15 protein-coding genes are annotated in these 16,755 nt (G+C 70.2%); 11 read left to right on the top strand and 4 right to left on the bottom strand.

Annotation, left to right across the window (positions count from 1 at the left end):
* Position 1: 1 nt before the first annotated feature.
* Genes ACFORO_RS42110 through ACFORO_RS42120 form a run of 3 tightly spaced genes read left to right on the top strand, consistent with a single transcriptional unit; the run spans position 2 to position 3,871 of the window.
* Complete coding sequence (locus ACFORO_RS42110; protein WP_377870316.1) at positions 2 to 613, top strand: potassium-transporting ATPase subunit C; 612 nt, start codon at positions 2 to 4, stop codon at positions 611 to 613.
* Positions 614 to 617: 4 nt separating this feature from the next.
* On the top strand, positions 618 to 3,176 hold the full coding sequence (locus ACFORO_RS42115; protein ID WP_354737294.1) for a sensor histidine kinase KdpD: 2,559 nt from the start codon (positions 618 to 620) through the stop codon (positions 3,174 to 3,176).
* Positions 3,173 to 3,871, top strand: coding sequence for a response regulator (locus tag ACFORO_RS42120; RefSeq protein ID WP_354737292.1), 699 nt, complete (start codon positions 3,173 to 3,175; stop codon positions 3,869 to 3,871). The genes ACFORO_RS42115 and ACFORO_RS42120 overlap by 4 nt, the downstream gene beginning before the upstream one ends.
* A gap of 67 nt (positions 3,872 to 3,938) precedes the next feature.
* Here ACFORO_RS42120 and ACFORO_RS42125 read toward each other — a convergent pair whose 3' ends face one another.
* Positions 3,939 to 4,628 carry a hypothetical protein gene (locus ACFORO_RS42125; protein WP_377896758.1) on the bottom strand — a complete coding sequence of 230 codons (690 nt, stop codon included), beginning with the start codon at positions 4,626 to 4,628 and terminating at the stop codon, positions 3,939 to 3,941.
* Between the two features lie 159 nt (positions 4,629 to 4,787).
* On the opposite strand from ACFORO_RS42125, the gene ACFORO_RS42130 reads away from it, so the two are divergent.
* The 5 genes from ACFORO_RS42130 (at position 4,788) to ACFORO_RS42150 (ending at position 10,688) form a co-directional block, all read left to right on the top strand.
* Entirely contained in the window at positions 4,788 to 5,084 is a 297-nt protein-coding gene (locus ACFORO_RS42130; RefSeq protein ID WP_354737288.1) for an acylphosphatase, read from the top strand.
* 179 nt (positions 5,085 to 5,263) lie between these two features.
* The gene (gene smc / locus ACFORO_RS42135) at positions 5,264 to 8,866 is read left to right on the top strand and encodes a chromosome segregation protein SMC (protein WP_377870419.1); all 3,603 of its coding nucleotides are present in this window, start codon (positions 5,264 to 5,266) and stop codon (positions 8,864 to 8,866) included.
* A gap of 137 nt (positions 8,867 to 9,003) precedes the next feature.
* Positions 9,004 to 9,552 (top strand): hypothetical protein, encoded by a 549-nt coding sequence (locus ACFORO_RS42140; RefSeq protein WP_377870312.1) that lies wholly within the window; start codon positions 9,004 to 9,006, stop codon positions 9,550 to 9,552.
* Between the two features lie 167 nt (positions 9,553 to 9,719).
* Entirely contained in the window at positions 9,720 to 10,061 is a 342-nt protein-coding gene (locus tag ACFORO_RS42145; RefSeq protein ID WP_354737284.1) for a beta/gamma crystallin domain-containing protein, read from the top strand.
* Positions 10,062 to 10,199: 138 nt separating this feature from the next.
* The gene (locus tag ACFORO_RS42150) at positions 10,200 to 10,688 is read left to right on the top strand and encodes a hypothetical protein (protein WP_377870310.1); all 489 of its coding nucleotides are present in this window, start codon (positions 10,200 to 10,202) and stop codon (positions 10,686 to 10,688) included.
* A 156-nt stretch (positions 10,689 to 10,844) separates the two neighbouring features.
* On the opposite strand, the gene ACFORO_RS42155 is transcribed toward ACFORO_RS42150, so the two are convergent.
* Positions 10,845 to 12,410 carry a sodium:solute symporter gene (locus tag ACFORO_RS42155; RefSeq protein WP_377870308.1) on the bottom strand — a complete coding sequence of 522 codons (1,566 nt, stop codon included), beginning with the start codon at positions 12,408 to 12,410 and terminating at the stop codon, positions 10,845 to 10,847.
* A 9-nt stretch (positions 12,411 to 12,419) separates the two neighbouring features.
* On the bottom strand, positions 12,420 to 13,634 hold the full coding sequence (locus ACFORO_RS42160; protein WP_377896759.1) for an anhydro-N-acetylmuramic acid kinase: 1,215 nt from the start codon (positions 13,632 to 13,634) through the stop codon (positions 12,420 to 12,422).
* 140 nt (positions 13,635 to 13,774) lie between these two features.
* Between ACFORO_RS42160 and ftsY the strand changes: the two genes are divergently transcribed.
* The 3 genes from ftsY (at position 13,775) to ACFORO_RS42175 (ending at position 15,922) form a co-directional block, all read left to right on the top strand.
* Complete coding sequence (ftsY, locus tag ACFORO_RS42165; protein ID WP_377870304.1) at positions 13,775 to 15,130, top strand: signal recognition particle-docking protein FtsY; 1,356 nt, start codon at positions 13,775 to 13,777, stop codon at positions 15,128 to 15,130.
* 187 nt (positions 15,131 to 15,317) lie between these two features.
* Positions 15,318 to 15,440, top strand: coding sequence for a hypothetical protein (locus ACFORO_RS42170; protein ID WP_377870302.1), 123 nt, complete (start codon positions 15,318 to 15,320; stop codon positions 15,438 to 15,440).
* Positions 15,437 to 15,922: a GNAT family N-acetyltransferase gene (locus tag ACFORO_RS42175; RefSeq protein WP_377870300.1), complete on the top strand. Its 486-nt coding sequence runs from the start codon at positions 15,437 to 15,439 to the stop codon at positions 15,920 to 15,922. The genes ACFORO_RS42170 and ACFORO_RS42175 overlap by 4 nt, the downstream gene beginning before the upstream one ends.
* On the opposite strand, the gene ACFORO_RS42180 is transcribed toward ACFORO_RS42175, so the two are convergent.
* Positions 15,915 to 16,679 (bottom strand): IclR family transcriptional regulator, encoded by a 765-nt coding sequence (locus ACFORO_RS42180; RefSeq protein ID WP_377870299.1) that lies wholly within the window; start codon positions 16,677 to 16,679, stop codon positions 15,915 to 15,917. The two genes, ACFORO_RS42175 and ACFORO_RS42180, sit on opposite strands and share 8 nt — an antisense overlap.
* Between the last annotated feature and the right edge of the window lie 76 nt (positions 16,680 to 16,755).

Below are 16,755 nucleotides of genomic sequence, written 5' to 3' on the forward strand. Positions count from 1 at the left end.
CATGAACGTGTTGCTCAAGCAGACCTGGGCGGGCCTGCGCCTGCTCATCGCGATGACCGTGCTGCTCGGCGTCGTCTACCCGCTGGGCGTGTGGGCGGTGTCCCGCGTCCCCGGCCTCCAGGGGCACGCCGAGGGCTCGGTGGTGACGCAGAACGGCCAGGCGGTCGGCTCCTCGCTGATCGGGATCGACCCGGTGCCCGCCGACGCCGCGCACGACCCGTGGTTCCACAACCGGCCCTCCGCCGGTTCGAAGGACGTGCTCGGGCCGGGCGACCCGTCGACGTCGGGGCCGTCCAACAAGGGGCCGTACAACGAGGATCTGACCAAGGCCATCGCGCAGCGGCGGGCCCTGATCGCCCAGCGCGAGGGCGTCACCCCGGCGGAGGTGCCCGCGGACGCGGTGACCGCCTCGGGCTCGGGCCTCGACCCGGCGATCAGCGTCGCGTACGCCGATCTGCAGGTGCTTCGCGTGGCCCGCAACACCGGGCTGAGCGAGGAGAAGGTGCGGCAGCTGGTCGCGGACAACACCACCGGCAACGGGATCGGCGTGCCGGGCGTGAATGTGCTCCGGCTCAACCTTGCCGTGCATTCGGCCGCTCCTGGCGCACACTGACACAGTGAGCACCTCTGACACACCCCCGAAGCCGCGCCGAGGCGAACTGCGGATCTACCTCGGCGCGGCTCCGGGCGTCGGCAAGACCTTCGCCATGCTCGGCGAAGCGCGCCGCCGCCTCGACCGCGGCACCGACGTGGTCGTCGGCCTGGTCGAGACGCACGGCCGCAAGAAGACCGCCGACCTGCTCGACGGGCTGGACGTCGTGCCGCGGCGCACGGTCAGCCACCGCGGGCACGAGTTCGCCGAAATGGACCTCGACGCGGTGCTCGCCCGCGCGCCCGAGGTCGTCGTCGTGGACGAGCTGGCGCACACGAACGTGCCCGGCGGGCGGCACGAGAAACGCTGGCAGGACATCGACGAGCTGCTCGAAGCGGGCATCGACGTGCTGTCCACGGTCAACGTCCAGCACCTGCAGAGCCTCAACGACGTCGTCGAGCGGATCACCGGCGTCACCCAGCAGGAAACCGTGCCGGACGAGGTCGTGCGCCGCGCGGAGCAGCTGGAGCTGGTGGACATCACGCCGGAGGCGCTGCGGCGGCGGCTCGCGCACGGCAACGTCTACCCGGCCGAGCGCATCGACGCCGCGCTGGGCAACTACTTCCGGCCCGGCAACCTCACCGCGTTGCGCGAGCTGGCGCTGCTGTGGGTGGCCGATCAGGTCGACGTCGCGCTGCAGCGGTACCGCGCCGAGCAGAAGATCACCGATACGTGGGAGACGCGCGAACGGGTGGTCGTGTCGATCACCGGCGGTCCGGAAAGCGAGACGCTGATCCGGCGCGCCAGCCGGATCGCCAACCGGGCGGGCGCGGAACTGCAGGTCGTGCACATCCTGCGCGGCGACGGTCTCGCCGGGCTCGGGCCGACCGCGATGGCCCGGTGCCGCACGCTGGCCGAGGAGGTCGGCGCGACCTTCCACGCGGTGGTCGGCGACGACGTGCCGACGGCGCTGCTCGATTTCGCGCGCGGGGTCAACGCGACCCAGCTGGTGATCGGCACGTCGCGGCGGTCCCGGGTCGCGCGGCTTTTCGACGAGGGCATCGGCGCGATGGTGATCCAGCAGTCCGGGCCGATCGACGTGCACATGGTCACGCACTCCTACGCCGGCGGACGGCTGCGGGCGCGGCTGGGCACGAGCCCGCTGGCGCCGTCGCGGCTTGTGATGGGCTGGGTGCTGAGCATCCTGCTGCCGGTCGTCGCGACCGGTCTCGGTGTGCTGTTGCGCGACGCGGTCGAGTTCTCCACCGACGTGATCCTCTTCGTGCTCTCGACGGTCATCGTCGCTTTGGTGGGCGGGCTCGGCCCGGCTCTGGTGGCGTCGATTTTCGGTGCTGGGCTGCTGAATTTCTTCTTCACGCCGCCGCTGTACACGCTGGACGTGCACAGTCCGCAGAACGTCGTGACGCTGATCGCGATGATCGTGGTGGCGGTGATGGTGGCTTTGGTCGTCGCTTCCGCCGCTCGGCGGGGGGTGGCGGCGGCTCGGGCGCGGACGGAGGCGTCGCTGCTGGCGTCGTACGCGCGGACCGTGCTGACCAATCCGAACCCGATCGAGCGGCTGCTGGAGAAGGTGCGGGAGAATTTCGGCCTCACTTCCGTGACGCTGCTGGAGAAACGCAACGGCAAGTGGGACAACGTCGCTTTGTCCGGCGGCGAGCCGTGCGCTGATCCGGACGAGGCCGATGTGGACATCGCGGTGACCGCTGACGTGCATCTGACACTGCGCGGTCGCGCCCTCCCTGCGGCAGACCGTCGAGTGCTCGAAGCCGTTGCGGGACAAGCTTTGCTCGCCTTGCGACAACAGCGGATGGCCGCGGCCGCGGCGGCCGCCGAGCGGAAAGCCGAGGCGACCGAACTGCGCACGACGCTGCTGTCCGCGGTCGGGCATGATCTGCGGACACCGCTCACGTCCATCAAGGCCGCGATCGGCAGCCTGCGCGCGCCGGACCTTTCGCTGTCCGATGAGGACACTGAGGAACTGATGGAAGCCGTGGAACTTTCGGCGGACCGGCTCGCCGGGCTGATCGACAACCTGCTCGACTCCTCCCGGCTGGCGACCGGTGCGGTCACCCCGCACCTGCGGCCGGTCGGCTACGACGAGGTCGTCGCACACGCATTGTCCAATGTGGACAACACGCAAGGCGTCCAGGTATTCGTGGACGCCCGATTGCCCTCGGTGCAAGCGGATCCGGGCTTGCTGGAACGGGTGATCGCGAACGTCCTGGACAACGCGCTGCGGCACGGCGGCGGCGACGTTTCGGCCCGGGCGAGCGCGCATTCGGAGTTCGTGGAGCTGCGGATCGTCGACCACGGCAAAGGCCTGCGGAAGGGCGCCGCGGAATCCGCGTTCGCGCCGTTCCAGCGGCTGGGCGGGGACCGCGACTCGACGCCGGGCGTGGGGCTGGGGCTGTCCGTCGCGAAGGGTTTCACCGAGGCGATGGGCGGTACGGTTCGCGCCGAGGACACTCCAGGCGGAGGGTTGACGGTGGTGATCTCGCTGCCGGCCTGTACCGGCCGGGAATTGGTGGAAGCTGAATCGGCTGAGGAGGGCGTGGCGCGATGACTGCCGACCCCATGGCGACGGTGCTGGTCGTCGACGATGAACCGCAGATCGTGCGGGCGCTGCGGATCAACCTCAACGCGCGCGGGTACAAGGTGATCACCGCACACGACGGCACCGCCGCGCTGAAAGCGGTCGCCGAAACGAAACCCGACGTGGTAGTGCTGGACCTCGGCCTGCCTGATCTCGATGGCACCGAAGTGATCGCGGGCCTGCGCGGCTGGACCACGGTGCCGATCATCGTCCTGTCCGCGCGCGGCGATTCGGCGGACAAGGTGCAGGCGCTCGACGCGGGCGCCGACGATTACGTGACGAAACCGTTCGGAATGGACGAACTGCTGGCGCGATTGCGGGCCGCGGTGCGACGTTCGTCGGTGGCGGGCACGGACGGCGCGGAAGCCGTGGTGGACACCGGATCGTTCACGATCGACCTGGCGGCGAAGAAGGTCCTGCGCGAGGGCCGCGAGGTGCACCTGACCAAGACCGAGTGGGGAGTCTTGGAACTGCTGGTGCGCAACCGGGGCCGGTTGGTGGCGCAGAAGCAGCTGCTGCACGAGGTGTGGGGGCCGTCGTATGAGACGGAATCCCATTATCTGCGGGTGTATCTGGCGCAGTTGCGGCGGAAGCTGGAACCGGAACCTTCCCGGCCGCGGCATTTGCTGACGGAGCCGGGGATGGGGTACCGCTTCGAAGCCTGACCTGGCCGAAAAGCCGTGAGGGGAACCCTGAGGGAATCAGATTCCCTCAGGGTTCCCCTCACGACTTTCAGCGGGTTGTGGACCTCGTCGGGCCGGAGTCCGAAGTGGACACGCTCGGCGAGGACGACGGCTCGCCGCCGGTCGAGCTGCTGCCCGGCGGGGGCTTCGGCGACGTGCTGTCCGAGGACGACGGCGGGGTCGGGTCGGACGAGGTCGACGTCGGCGGGGTCACCGTGTGCGTCGGCGGCGACGTCGTTCCGCCGCCCGGGTGGGTCGGCGGGTCGCTGCGTTCGGACGTGGTGCCGCCCGGCGGCGGAACCTGGCCGCCCGGTTGCCCGCCGGGCTGACCGGCGTTCGGCGGCGGAGTGAGCACGCTCGTGGTCGGCTTCCCGTCCGGACCCACGCCCACCACGGTGGTCGGCGTCGGCGAGGCGGTCTGGCCGGGCGTCGGCGAGCCGGGGACGGTCATCGGGCCGCCGGGGACGGCGTTGCCCGGGACGACGACCTGCGAGCTGCCCTGCAGCCCGCCCTGGCCGCCGCCGGTGCTGTTCGTCGCGGTGTCGGTGACCGAGCCGGGGCCGGCCAGTTCGGCGACCGCGGCGAAGGCCGTCGCGACCACGAGGCCGCTGACGCCCAGGATCGCGTAGCCGGAGCGGCTCAGCCGCCCGCTCGCGCCCTTCGGCGGAGCGGTGGGGGCAGCGCTCACCGCGATCTCGGGCGACGCTGAGCTTGGTTCAGGCCCGTCGGGACGGGACATGCAGGCTCCTTAGGAGAGTCAACGCTCAAGTCGAGGGGCGGCACGGGGGAGCGGGGCTCCGGCCCCGGATGCCAGGCGGGAGGTTATCACTGCTCAGGACCCGTTCGCGCGACCGAGGGACCGGGCCGTCACGGTCCGCAGCCGGGGGCGTGCGGCAGGATGGGGCCGGTGAACGAGCAGGAAACGCCCGTCCGGCTGGCAGCCTGGGTGCACGGGCAGGTGCAGGGAGTCGGTTTTCGCTGGTGGACCCGGAGCCGGGCGCTCGAGCTCGGGTTGACCGGATTCGCCAGGAATCTCCCGGACGGGCGTGTTGAGGTCGTCGCTGAGGGTAGCCGGGACCACTGTGGGCAACTGCTGGCCGCGCTGCGCTCGCGAACCTCACCCGGACGAGTGGATCAGGTAGTTGAACGCTGGACCGCCGCGAAGGGCGGGCTCGAAGGATTCCTCGAACGCTGAGCCGGGCGGGGCGGCTGCGGCTGATGGGGTGCTTGGGGTTGCCGGGGCGGTCGGACCTGTGCTAGGCGCGCCCGGGCGGCCTGGCCTCCCGCCGCGCTCGAGAACCCCCGGGTAGCCTGTCCCGAACCGGGGGAACCGGTAGCCATCCAGTACCCGTGGCCAAGAGGGGTCGGCAGCACGTGCACCTGAAAAGCCTGACGCTCAAGGGCTTCAAGTCCTTCGCCTCGGCGACCACGCTGCGCTTCGAACCCGGCATCACCTGCGTGGTCGGCCCGAACGGCTCCGGAAAGTCGAACGTCCTCGACGCGCTGCGCTGGGTCATGGGCACCCAGGGCGCGAAGGACCTGCGCGGCGGCAAGATGGAAGACGTCATCTTCGCCGGCACCGCGGGCCGCGCGCCGCTCGGCCGCGCCGAGGTCACGCTCACCATCGACAACGCCGACGGCGCGCTGCCGATCGAGTACGCCGAGGTCTCCATCACCCGCCGGATGTTCCGCGACGGCGCGAGCGAGTACGAGATCAACGGCGACCGCTGCCGCCTGATGGACGTCCAGGAACTGCTGTCGGACTCCGGCATCGGCCGCGAGATGCACGTCATCGTCGGCCAGGGCCAGCTCTCGGCGATCCTGGAGTCGAAGCCCGAGGAGCGGCGCGCGTTCATCGAGGAGGCCGCCGGCGTCCTCAAGCACCGCAAGCGCAAAGAGCAGACCCTGCGCAAGCTCAACAACATGCAGGGCAACCTCGACCGGCTCACCGACCTCACCACCGAGCTGCGCCGCCAGCTGAAACCGCTGGGCAAGCAGGCCGAGATCGCGCGCAAGGCCCAGTCGGTGCAGTCCGACCTGCGCGACGCCCGGCTCCGGCTGTTCGCCGACGACCTGGTCACCCAGCGCGAATCCATCCAGCGCGACGAGGCTGACGAACGCACCGCCCGGCAGCGTCGCGCCGAAGTCGAGCAGGCACTGGAAATCGTGTCCGCCGAGGAAACCGAGCTGGAGGCGTCGCTCGCCGAGGACGCGCCGCGGCTGCAGATCGCGCAGGAGACTTGGTACAAGCTGTCGGCGCTCACGGAACGGCTGCGCGGCACCGTGCGGCTGGCAGTGGAGCGTCAGCGGCACCTTTCTTCCGACGTCTCCGCGCCCACTGGCGGCCGCGACCCGGAGGAGCTGCTCGCCGAGGCTGAGCAGGCCGCGGAGCGCGAGCAGGAGCTGACCGAGGCGGTCATGGAGGCCCGCGAACTTCTCGCGGAAACCGTGCTGCGCCGGGAAGATCTCGAACAGCGGGTGCAGGCCGCGGAGCGCGCGCACTGGGCCGCGGTCCGGGCGATCGCCGACCGTCGTGAGGGCATGGCGAAGCTGACCGGTCAGGTCGAAGCGCTGCGCAGCAAGAACGGCGCGACCGCGGAAGAAGTCGACCGGCTGACGGTTGGTCTGCAGGAAGCCGCCGAGCGTGCCGAGATCGCGGTCGAGGAGCTGGAAGAAGCCAAAGCCGTTGGCGGCACGGAGGAATCCGACGACGCCGACCTGCAGCAGCGCCACGACCGCGCGGTGGAGGCGAACAACGCCGCCAAGGCCCGCGTCGAAGAGCTGGTGAAGGCAGAGCGCGGTTCGGAGCGCGAGATCGCGTCGGAGAAGGCGCGCGTCGAGGCGCTGTCGATGGGGCTCAAGCGCAAGGACGGCGCGGGCGCATTGCTCGGTGCGTCCGCGGAATTGCCGGGCCTGCTCGGTTCGGTCGCCGCTTTGCTCACTGTGCAGCCGGGCCATGAGGTCGCGCTGGCTGCCGCGCTCGGGCCGGTGGCCGACGCGGTCGCGGTGTCCGGCGGCGAGAACGCGCTGTCGGCGCTGAAGTACTTGAAGGACACCGATTCCGGCCGCGCGGGGATCGTTCCGGTCAGCGCTGGGTCCACTGTGGACACCAGCTCGTGGCCGATGCTGCCCTATGGCGCGCGCTGGGCTCGCGAGGTCGTCAACGCGCCGGAGCAGCTGCGTCCCGCGGTCGAGAAGGCGCTGGACCGGCTCGCGCTGGTGCCGGATCTGGACGTCGCGCGGCAGCTCGTGGCCCAGCACCCGCAGGTGCGAGCGGTCACCGCCGAGGGCGATGTCTTCGGGGCCAACTGGATCGCCGGTGGTTCCGCCGCCCGCGAGAGCGTGATCGAGGTCCAGGCGGCGGTCGACGAGGCGCAGGAACGCTTGCGCACGGCCGAACGTGCGCTGGAGCAGTACTCCGCGGAGCTGGAAGGCGCGCGCGCCGAGCAGCAGTCTCGGCGCGAAGAGGTCGGCCAGGCGAAGGACGCGCTCGGCGACGCCAAGGTGCGCAAGGCCCGTTCGTCCGAGCGGCTCAACCGGTTGCAGCAGGCCGCGCGGTCCGCGCAGGCCGAGGTCGAACGGCTGACCCAGCAGCGCGCGAAGGTCGAGCAGAGCCGCGAGCACGCGCTGGAACAGTTGGCAGAGCTGGAAGAACGGCTCGCCGCGGTCGCCGAGCAGCCGGTCGAGGACGACCCGGACACCGCCGAGCGCGACGAGGCCGCCGAGCAGCTCGCCGTGGTGCGGCAGGAAGAAGTCGAAGCGCGGCTCGCGCAGCGCACCGCAGAGGAGCGCGCGCGCAGCATCGCCGGGCGCGCGGAATCGTTGCGCCGCGCGGCTTACGCCGAGCAGCAGGCTCGCGAGCGCGCGGCCAAGGCCCGGGAAGCGCGCGAGCGCGGCGCGGAAATCGCGAACGCGGTCGTGAACGCCGGTGAGTTCGCGTTGGAGCGCATCGAGATCTCGGTGCAGCGCGCGGCCGCCGAGCGCGACGAAGCCCAGGCACAGCGCCAAACCCGCGAAACCGCGCTCACTGCGGTGCGCGCGAAGGTGCGCGAGCTGTCCGGCGAACTGGAGAAGCTGACCGACGCCGTGCACCGCGACGAGGTGCTGCGCGCGGAGCAGAAGCTGCGGCTGGAGACGCTGGAAGCCAAGATCGCCGAGGACTTCGGCATCGGGCTGGCGGACCTGGTCGAGGAGTACGGCCCGGACGTGCCGGTGCCGCCGAGCGCGGGCGAGATGGCCGAGTACGAGGCGGCCAAGGAGCGCGGCGAGGACGTCACGCAGCCGCCGCCGATGCCGTTCGACCGCGACACCCAGGCCCGCCGCGCCAAGCGCGCGGAGAAGGACCTGACGCTGCTGGGCAAGGTGAACCCGCTGGCGCTGGAGGAATTCGCGGCGCTGGAGGAGCGGTACAAGTTCCTGTCCACCCAGCTGGAAGACCTCAAGGACACCCGCAAGGACCTCGAGGCCGTCATCAAGCAGGTCGACGAGAAGATCCTGGAGGTCTTCGCCTCGGCCTACGCCGACGTGGCGCGCGAGTTCGAGACCGTCTTCGGCGTGCTGTTCCCCGGCGGCGAGGGCCGGATGGTGCTCACCGAGCCGAACGACCTGCTCGCCACCGGCGTGGACGTCGAGGCGCGCCCGCCGGGCAAGAAGGTCAAGCGGCTGTCGCTGCTGTCCGGTGGCGAGAAGTCGCTGGTCGCGGTTGGCATGCTGGTCGCGATCTTCCGTGCCCGCCCATCGCCGTTCTACGTGATGGACGAGGTCGAGGCGGCGCTGGACGACACCAACATGCGCCGGCTGATCGGCCTGCTGGAGCAGCTGCGCGATTCGTCGCAGCTGATCATCATCACGCACCAGAAGCCGACCATGGAGATCGCCGACGCGCTGTACGGCGTGAGCATGCAGGGCGACGGCATCACCAAGGTGATCTCGCAGCGGCTGCGCGCGGCGGACGAGGAACCGGTCCCGGCTTCCTGAACGGGGTTGCGCCGTCCGGGGCGATCCTGCCCGAACGGGCAGGCCTGACCGGACAGCCGTCCGATCGGCCAACTGCCGCCCTGCCCGCACGTCTTCAGGGGTGTTCGAAAGCAACGCATCCTGGAGGGGATTCGACAATGCGCACCATGGTGGCCCGCACCCTGATTTCCGGTTCGATGCTCGGCGTTGCGCTGGCAGTCGCCGCGTGCGGCGGCGGTTCGCAAGCCGGGCAAGCCGCGGCGGTGCAGAGTTCGCTCTCCGCCGCGCCGACCGCTTCGTCGGTGGCAGCACCGAGTTCTTCCGCCACGCCCGCGCCGTCCACTCAGGCGCAGGCGCCGACGCACGCGAGCAAGCCCAAGCCGCACCCGACCCCGGCCAAGCAGCAGCCCAGCGACCGCTTGCCGGGCAAGGGCGAACTCGGCAACGGCGCGGACTGCGGGCCGATCGACGGCCCCGGCGGCAAGGTCGACGTGGTGACCGAGGCGATGCCCGCCGGAACAGTCGGCTGCACCGAGGCGATCGACGTGATGTCCGACTACCTCGCCCAGGCGCCGACCAAGGCGCAGGGCACCGGGCGCTTCCTCGACGTCGACGGCTGGAACTGCGGCTACGACGGCGGAAACGGCGGCAGCAAGCAGATTTTCTGCGGCAGCAAGGGACTTTCGTTCCACGGCAAGGCTGTCTGAGCGAGGTCCGTTTCTCTCGCACCCCGGGTACGAACGGGTAGAAGCGGACGCGACGAGTGTCCAGGCGAGGCCCGCTGCTGGCACGGTCGATCTCGTCCGGCGGCGCGGTTTCCCGCGGGCCGGGCTCACCTTCAAGGCAGCACTGGGAGAAAGGTTCCACAGCGATCATGCCTTCACTCGTCAAGAGACTCGCGATCGGCGGCGCCGCGGCGCTCGCGCTGGCCGTCACCGTTCCGGCCGGTCAGGCGTTCGCCACCGACCGGGTCGCCTGCAACGGCCGCACCGACTTCGTCCAGCTGCGCCTCGCGGGCGGAAACCCGTGGGACGGCAGCGATGTCGCCTGCTTCGCCAATTCCGGCGCGGTGTACGTGGACCTGGGCGGCGTCACCCGGGTCGACTCCGGCAACAACTCGGTCACCCTGTACTGGGACGGCGGCCAGGCCAGTCTCGGCCACTGGCAGGGCGCCGACCTGAACTTCGTGCACGTGCGGCAGGTCGTCATCCGCTGACGGATTTCCCGCGACGGCCCGGCTTCCCTCGGGAAGCCGGGCCGTTTCGCGGAGAATCGCCGCCACACTGCCGTCCCGGGTGTCACCGATTAGGGTGATCTTGGCCGATCGGCGGCTGCCTCAGGGAGGACTGTGTTCATGCGGTTCACGCGCACGATGGTTGCCGCGGCGTCGATTCTCTCGCTGGGCGTGCTGGTCGCGGCGTGCGACGGGAGCGCTGACCAGGCCGGTTCCGTCTCCTCTCCGCCGTCGGTCCCGCTCACTGTCACGTCCGCGCAGTCGAGCGCCCCGGCCGCGTCCCCGGGCAAGACGGCCAGCCCCGACCCGTCCGCGAGCAGCGGCCCGGACACCGGCGAAACGGTCGGCCCGCCGGTCGACTGCGGCCCGATCGACGCGCCGAACGGCAAGGTGGGCCTGATCGCCACCGAGACCAAGGCGGGCCGTCCTGGCTGCACCGAAGCGATCGACGTGATCACCCAGTACTTCCAGGACGCGCCCAAGAAAGCCGAGGGCACCGCGCACGTGTTGAACGTGAGCGGCTGGCGGTGCATGGCCGACACCGGCGCGCAGGGCAGCGGGCGGATCGGCTGCGACAAGGACGGCCTGGTCTTCTACACCCAGCCGTAACGACCTTGTGCGCGCCCCAATGTGGCATTGGGTGCGCTCAACGCACCGAACGCCACATTGGGTGCGTCAGATGCACCCAATGCCACATTGGGGCGCTCGCCACCGCAGGCAGTCAGCACGGTGTCCGCGCTAACCGGCCTAGGTACGCACAAGCCGTCACGCCGCGCTCTCCGCAGGTTCTTCGAGCTTCTCGACGTTCGGGTCCGCCCCACGCCGCCGCAGCGACAGCAGCCCGCCCACCACCAACGTGATCAGCACCCCGGCGAACGTGTACCAGTACGTCGCCAGCGGCACGAGCGTCTTCGTCGCCGCGCCGAAGTGGATGTGCACCTCGGTCGTCGCCTTGTCGAATTTCACGAACAGGATCAGGAACGCCATCCCGACCACCGAGCAGGCGAACGCGATCACCGCGTCGGACTGGCGGGCCTTGCGCACCAGCAGGCCGAGGAAGAACGAGCCGAGCAGCGCGCCGTAGGTGTAGCCGACGATCCCGAGGCCCTGCTGGATCACCGGGTCCTTCGAGTTCGTGAACATCGAGGCGAAGACCGCGAACACCGCCGCCCAGATGAGTGTCCACATGCGACCGTGCCGGAGCAGCTTGGCGTCCTCGATCGACTTGTGCGTGAACCGCTGGTAGAGGTCGGCGATGGTGGAGGTGGACAGCGCGTTGAGCGCGGACGCGAGCGCGCCCATGGTCGAGGCGAGGATGCCGGCGATCAGCAGCCCGGCCAGGCCGACCGGCAGGTCGTTGACGATGAAGTTGGAGAACACGTCGTCGCCGGACATCTTCCCGGCCGCGACCGCGGTGGCCGTCGAGCCGGTCTTGCCGCCGGTGTAGACCCACAGCATCGCGCCGACGAGCAGGAACAGCGCGAACTGGATGAACACCACGATGGACGAGCCGATCAGCGCGCGCTGGCCGTCGCGCAGGTTCCGGCACGACAGCAGCCGTCCGACGATCAGCTGGTCCGCGCCGTGCGAAGCCATCGACAGGAACGCGCCGCCGACCACCGCGCAGAGGAACGCGTACGGGTTGGTCAGCAGGTTCGACGCGAAGTCGGTGAGCTGGAACCGGCCCTGGCTCGAAGCGATCTGCGTCCAGCCGGACGGCAGCTTCGTGGACAGGAAGATCACCGCGCCGATCGCGCCGAGGATGTAGAGCGACCACTGGATGACGTCGACCCAGATCACCGACTTGATGCCGCCGACGAACGCGTAGATCACGGTGAGCAAGGTCAGCAGCACGACGATGTGCCAGTACTCGGTGTGGATGCCGTAGTGGCTGAGGATCGCCTTGATCGGGATCGCCCCGGCGAACAGCCGCAGCCCCTCGGCGAGCAGCCGCGTCACCACGAAGGTGACCGACGCGGTGCCCTGCAGCCCGCGCCCGAAGCGGCGGCCGAGGAATTCGTACGCGCTCACGTAGTTGCCGCGGAAGTAGCGCGGCAGCAGCACGAACGCGGCGATCACGCGGCCGATGATGTAGCCGAAAGCCACTTCCAGGAACAGGAAGGCGCTGCCGAACACGAGCCCGGGCGTGGAGATCACGGTGAGCGTGGACGTCTCGGTGGCCACCACGGAGAGCGTGACCGCCCACCACGGCATGCTGCGCTCGCCGACGAAGTAGTCGTTCGCGGACTTCTGTCTGCGCCCGATCAGCACGCCGATGACCGGCATCGCCGCGAGATACACGATGACGATCACCAGATCGACTGGATTCATGGGGTTCTCCTACCGTGATTGCCCGGATTTCGCGACCCGGAGCCGGGTCGCGGCGCCCCCCAGCGGGGCGGGGAGATTCAGGGGAGCCGCGCCCGGCGTCAGCGCGCCGAGCAGGCGGGGACCGCTCGCGCCGGTGGCAGAGGGCAGCGTCGCGGGGACGCCGCACCAGCTCAGCCAGCCGAGCAACGCGGTCAGGTAAGCCTCTTTGCCGGAGCCGGGGAGGCCGAGGTCGTCGCTGGTGCGGAGCGCGCCGTCGGGCAGAAGCCGGGCCAGCGCGGCCATCGTGGCCGGATTCGCGACGCCGCCGCCGGACGCGATGACGGTCGCGACGCCGTGCCGCCGGCATTCCGCGGCGACCGTCGCGGCAGTCAGTTCGGTGAGCGTGGCCAGCAGATCCTCCGGGGACAACGGCGGCAGTCCGGACAGGGCTGCGTCAAGGTATCCGCCGTGGAAGTGCTCTTTGCCAGTGGATTTCGGGGCAGGGGCGGCGAAATAGGGGTCGGCGAGCAGCCGGTCGAGCAGGTCTTTCCGGACTGAACCGGCGAGCGCGAGCCGTCCGTCGACGTCGGCGGACAGCTTGCCGTCGCTGACATGGGCGGCGGCGAGATCGAGCAACGCGTTGGCCGGGCCGGTGTCGTACGCGAGCACCTTGTCGGTCTGCGTGACCACGGTGATGTTCGCGATGCCGCCGAGGTTGAGCGCGGCCACCGGAGCACCGGTCTCCTCGGCGAGGCCGCGCAGCCACATCGCGTCGAGCGTGCTCGCCAGCGGTGCGCCCTGGCCGCCCGCGGTGATGTCGCGGATGCGGAGGTCGGCGATCACCGGCACCCCCGTGCGCTCGGCGATCCACGCCGGCTGGCCGAGCTGGAGCGTGCCGAGCGCGACGCCGTTCTCGACCCAGTGATAAACGGTCTGGCCGAGCGAGGCGATCACGTCCACCGGCCCGTACGCGGCGATCCCGCGCGCGGCCGCGTCCGCGAACGCCTGGCCGACCCGGGTGTCGAGGATGGTCAGCTGCCGCGCGCTGCTCGGCCGCGGCGGGAGCGCGTCGAGGAGATCCGTGCGGAGGTCGGGGGGATAAGGCACGTCGAGTTCGCCGAGCGGGGTGAGGACGACTGTCCCGTTGTCGTCGCGGATTTCGGCGACCGCGACGTCGATCCCGTCCACGGACGTGCCCGACAGCAGCCCGAGGACGCGGAAACAGTGGCCGGCGGGGGTGGTCATCCGATGTGGTCTAGTCAACGCCGAAGGGGTGGCGCAAGACGCTTCGTGGAGTCTTGGCCGAATCGGAACCGTTCGCGTTACTCGTTGGCCTCCAGGTGGGGTGTCCCGTGGCTTGTGCACGCGGATGACAGGATGGTCGCGTGTCGAGTTCCTGGTTCTGGATCGTTGTCGTCGCCGTCGTCGTCCTGGTCGCCATTCTGGTGTCCGGGCTGCTCATCGCGCGCAAGCGGCGGATCAGCATGGCCGAGCGGCGCGAGGTCGAGGAGAAGCCGAAGGGCGGCGGGTACGCCGCGAGCGGCGGGATCTCCTTCGCTTCCGGCGGGACGGCCGTCGAGGCCGAACCCGAGCCTTCGCCTGAACCCGCTCCCTCCCCGGAGCCGGTGGTCGAGCACCCCGTCGAGGACCGCACCGAAGTCGACGGCCAGCCCGCGGTCGGCGACGACGCCGCAGTCCCGCGCGACTCCGACCAGCGCACGGTGCGCGACGTCAAGCTCCCCGAGCCGGTCGAAGAAGAGGCCCCCGAGGCAGTCGTCCCGGGAACGGTCGAGCCGATCGAGGAGATCGAGTCCCCGGCCGGTCGCCTCGAGCGCCTGCGCGGCCGTCTGGCCAAGTCCCGCTCGGTGTTCGGGCAGAGCCTGCTGGGCCTCCTCGGCGGCGGTGACCTCGACGAAGATTCTTGGCAGGACGTAGAAGACACGCTGCTGCTGGCGGACCTCGGCGCCGCCACGACGACCCAGATCGTGGACCGCCTGCGCGACGAACTGAACCGCCGCGCAGTGCGCACGTCGGACGAGGCGCGCGAACTGCTGCACGAGGTGCTGACCGCGGCGCTGTCCACGGACGCCGAGCGCGCGGTCCGCGCCCTGCCGCACGAGGTGGACGGCAAGAAGCAGCCCGCGGTGGTCCTCGTCGCTGGAGTGAACGGCACCGGCAAGACCACGACGACCGGCAAACTGGCGCGAGTCCTGGTGGCACAGGGCGGAACCGTCGTCCTCGGCGCGGCCGACACCTTCCGCGCCGCCGCCGCCGACCAGCTGCAGACGTGGGGCGAGCGCGTCGGCGCGTCGGTCGTGCGCGGCAAGGAAGGCGCGGACCCGGCGGCGGTCGCGTTCGACGCGGTCAAGCAGGGCATCAGCGAGGGCGTGGACACGGTCCTGATCGACACCGCGGGCCGCCTGCACACGAAGACCGGCCTGATGGACGAACTCGGCAAGGTCAAGCGAGTCGTGGAAAAGCAGGCGAAGGTGGACGAGGTGCTGCTCGTGCTGGACGCCACGACCGGACAGAACGGGCTCGCGCAGGCGCGGGTGTTCGGCGAGGTCATCGACGTGACGGGAATCGTCCTGACGAAGCTCGACGGCACCGCGAAGGGCGGGATCGTGTTCCAGGTCCAGCGGGAGCTCGGGGTGCCGGTGAAGCTGGTCGGACTGGGCGAGGGGCCGGACGACCTGGCGCCGTTCGAGCCGGGTGCGTTCGTGGACGCTTTGCTGGGCTGATTCCCCTGGCCGGGTGAACAAGGGTTAAAGCGGACATTCCTTGGAGCGTGGCCTGCCACGGTGGGTAGCGGCACGGCTACGACCACGAGGGGTGGGCATGTCGGGCGGTTTCCGCTGCCCGCCCTCGACCTGCGCTGCGACCTTCTCGACCGCATCCCGAATTCCGTCTGGCACTAGGAGAAAACCCGTGCACCGCCCGATTTTTCTCGCCGCCGGTGGACAGAAAGTCGGGCGCACGGCCAAAATCGGTGCGGTGAACGGCACCGATGTGAAGTACCAGGTCCAGGTCGATCAGAAACCGATGAATTGACCCGCGTCACGCTCCGTCTGCTCACCGAGGCCGACCGAAGCAGGATCCACGAGATCCTCTCCGCGCCGGAAGTGGCGCAGTGGTGGGGCGAAGCCGACGAGGAAACCGACGGCCTGCTCTCGAAAGAAGGCGACCAGCACGCCTACGCCATCGAGTACGAGGGCCAGACCGTCGGCGTGATCCAGAGCTGGGAGGAGCTCGATCACCGCTACCGGCACGCCGGAATCGACCTCGCGGTGCACCCGGACCACTACGGACTCGGGCTCGGCGCGGAGGCGATCCGGATCCTGGCCCAGCGCCTGTTCGACCAGGGCCACCACCGGCTCACTATCGATCCGGCGGCGGCCAACGTCCGCGCGATTCACGTGTACGAGAAGCTCGGCTTCCGGCGCGTCGGGATCCTTCGCGATTACGAGAAGGGACCCGACGGGACCTGGCACGACGGACTGTTGCTGGACCTCCTCAAGGGCGAACTCAAGTAACCGGCAGCTGCTGCGAAAGCCGGTCCGCGATCTTCTGCACCACCGGCGCGATGTGGCTCACCGCGTCCGCCGTCAGGCGTCCCGACGGGCCGGAGACCGACACCGCCGCGGGAACCGGCGCGCCGGGGATCGCGACGGCGATGCAGCGCACCCCGAGTTCCTGTTCCGCCTCGTCCAGTGCGTAACCCTGTCCGGCGATCTTCTTCAGCTCCACCGCCAGTGCGTCCGCATCCGTGAAGGTGTGCTCGGTGTACGCGGGCATGCCGGTGCGTTCCAGCAGCGACGCGACCTCGTCGGCGGGCAGTTCCGCCAGCATCGCCTTGCCCACCCCGGTGCCGTGCGGCAGCAAACGCCGGCCGACCTCGGTGAACATGCGCATCGAGTGCTTCGACGGCACCTGTGCGACATACACCACCTCGTCGCGTTCCAGCACCGCCAGGTTCGCCGTCTCGCCGACCTCCTCGACCAGCTCCACCAGCAGCGGCCGTGCCCACGCGCCGAACTGCATGCTCGCGTTCTCGCCCAGCCGGATCAGCCGGGCGCCGAGCGCGTAGTGCCGGTTGGTGTTCTGCCGGACGTAGCCCAGCGACACCAGCGTGCGGATCAGCCGGTGGATCGTCGGCATCGGCAGCCCGGACAGGGTCGCCAGCTCCGACAGGCTGGCCTCGCCGCCCGTGTCCGCCAGGTGCTCCAGCAGCTCGAACGCGCGCTGCAGGGACTGGACGCCGCCGTCTCGTCCGCTCTTCTCAGCCGCCACCAGTGGTCCTCCTCACAGACCCGATTGATGTTCCGCTATGCAGAAACTATAGTCCGTCAGGTAAAAACCGTAGGGA

This window comes from Amycolatopsis halotolerans (genome assembly GCF_042647905.1).
GTDB classification, from domain to species: Bacteria; Actinomycetota; Actinomycetes; order Mycobacteriales; family Pseudonocardiaceae; genus Amycolatopsis; species Amycolatopsis halotolerans.

Excerpts from the sequence above, each read along its gene's own strand:
- ACFORO_RS42155 (WP_377870308.1), bottom strand. The coding sequence starts at position 12,410 with ATGAATCCAGTCGATCTGGTGATCGTCATCGTGTATCTCGCGGCGATG.
- ACFORO_RS42130 (WP_354737288.1), top strand. The coding sequence starts at position 4,788 with ATGGGGCCGGTGAACGAGCAGGAAACGCCCGTCCGGCTGGCAGCCTGG.
- ACFORO_RS42160 (WP_377896759.1), bottom strand. The coding sequence starts at position 13,634 with ATGACCACCCCCGCCGGCCACTGTTTCCGCGTCCTCGGGCTGCTGTCG.
- ACFORO_RS42140 (WP_377870312.1), top strand. The coding sequence starts at position 9,004 with ATGCGCACCATGGTGGCCCGCACCCTGATTTCCGGTTCGATGCTCGGC.
- ACFORO_RS42145 (WP_354737284.1), top strand. The coding sequence starts at position 9,720 with ATGCCTTCACTCGTCAAGAGACTCGCGATCGGCGGCGCCGCGGCGCTC.
- ACFORO_RS42150 (WP_377870310.1), top strand. The coding sequence starts at position 10,200 with ATGCGGTTCACGCGCACGATGGTTGCCGCGGCGTCGATTCTCTCGCTG.
- ACFORO_RS42110 (WP_377870316.1), top strand. The coding sequence starts at position 2 with ATGAACGTGTTGCTCAAGCAGACCTGGGCGGGCCTGCGCCTGCTCATC.
- ACFORO_RS42125 (WP_377896758.1), bottom strand. The coding sequence starts at position 4,628 with ATGTCCCGTCCCGACGGGCCTGAACCAAGCTCAGCGTCGCCCGAGATC.
- ACFORO_RS42120 (WP_354737292.1), top strand. The coding sequence starts at position 3,173 with ATGACTGCCGACCCCATGGCGACGGTGCTGGTCGTCGACGATGAACCG.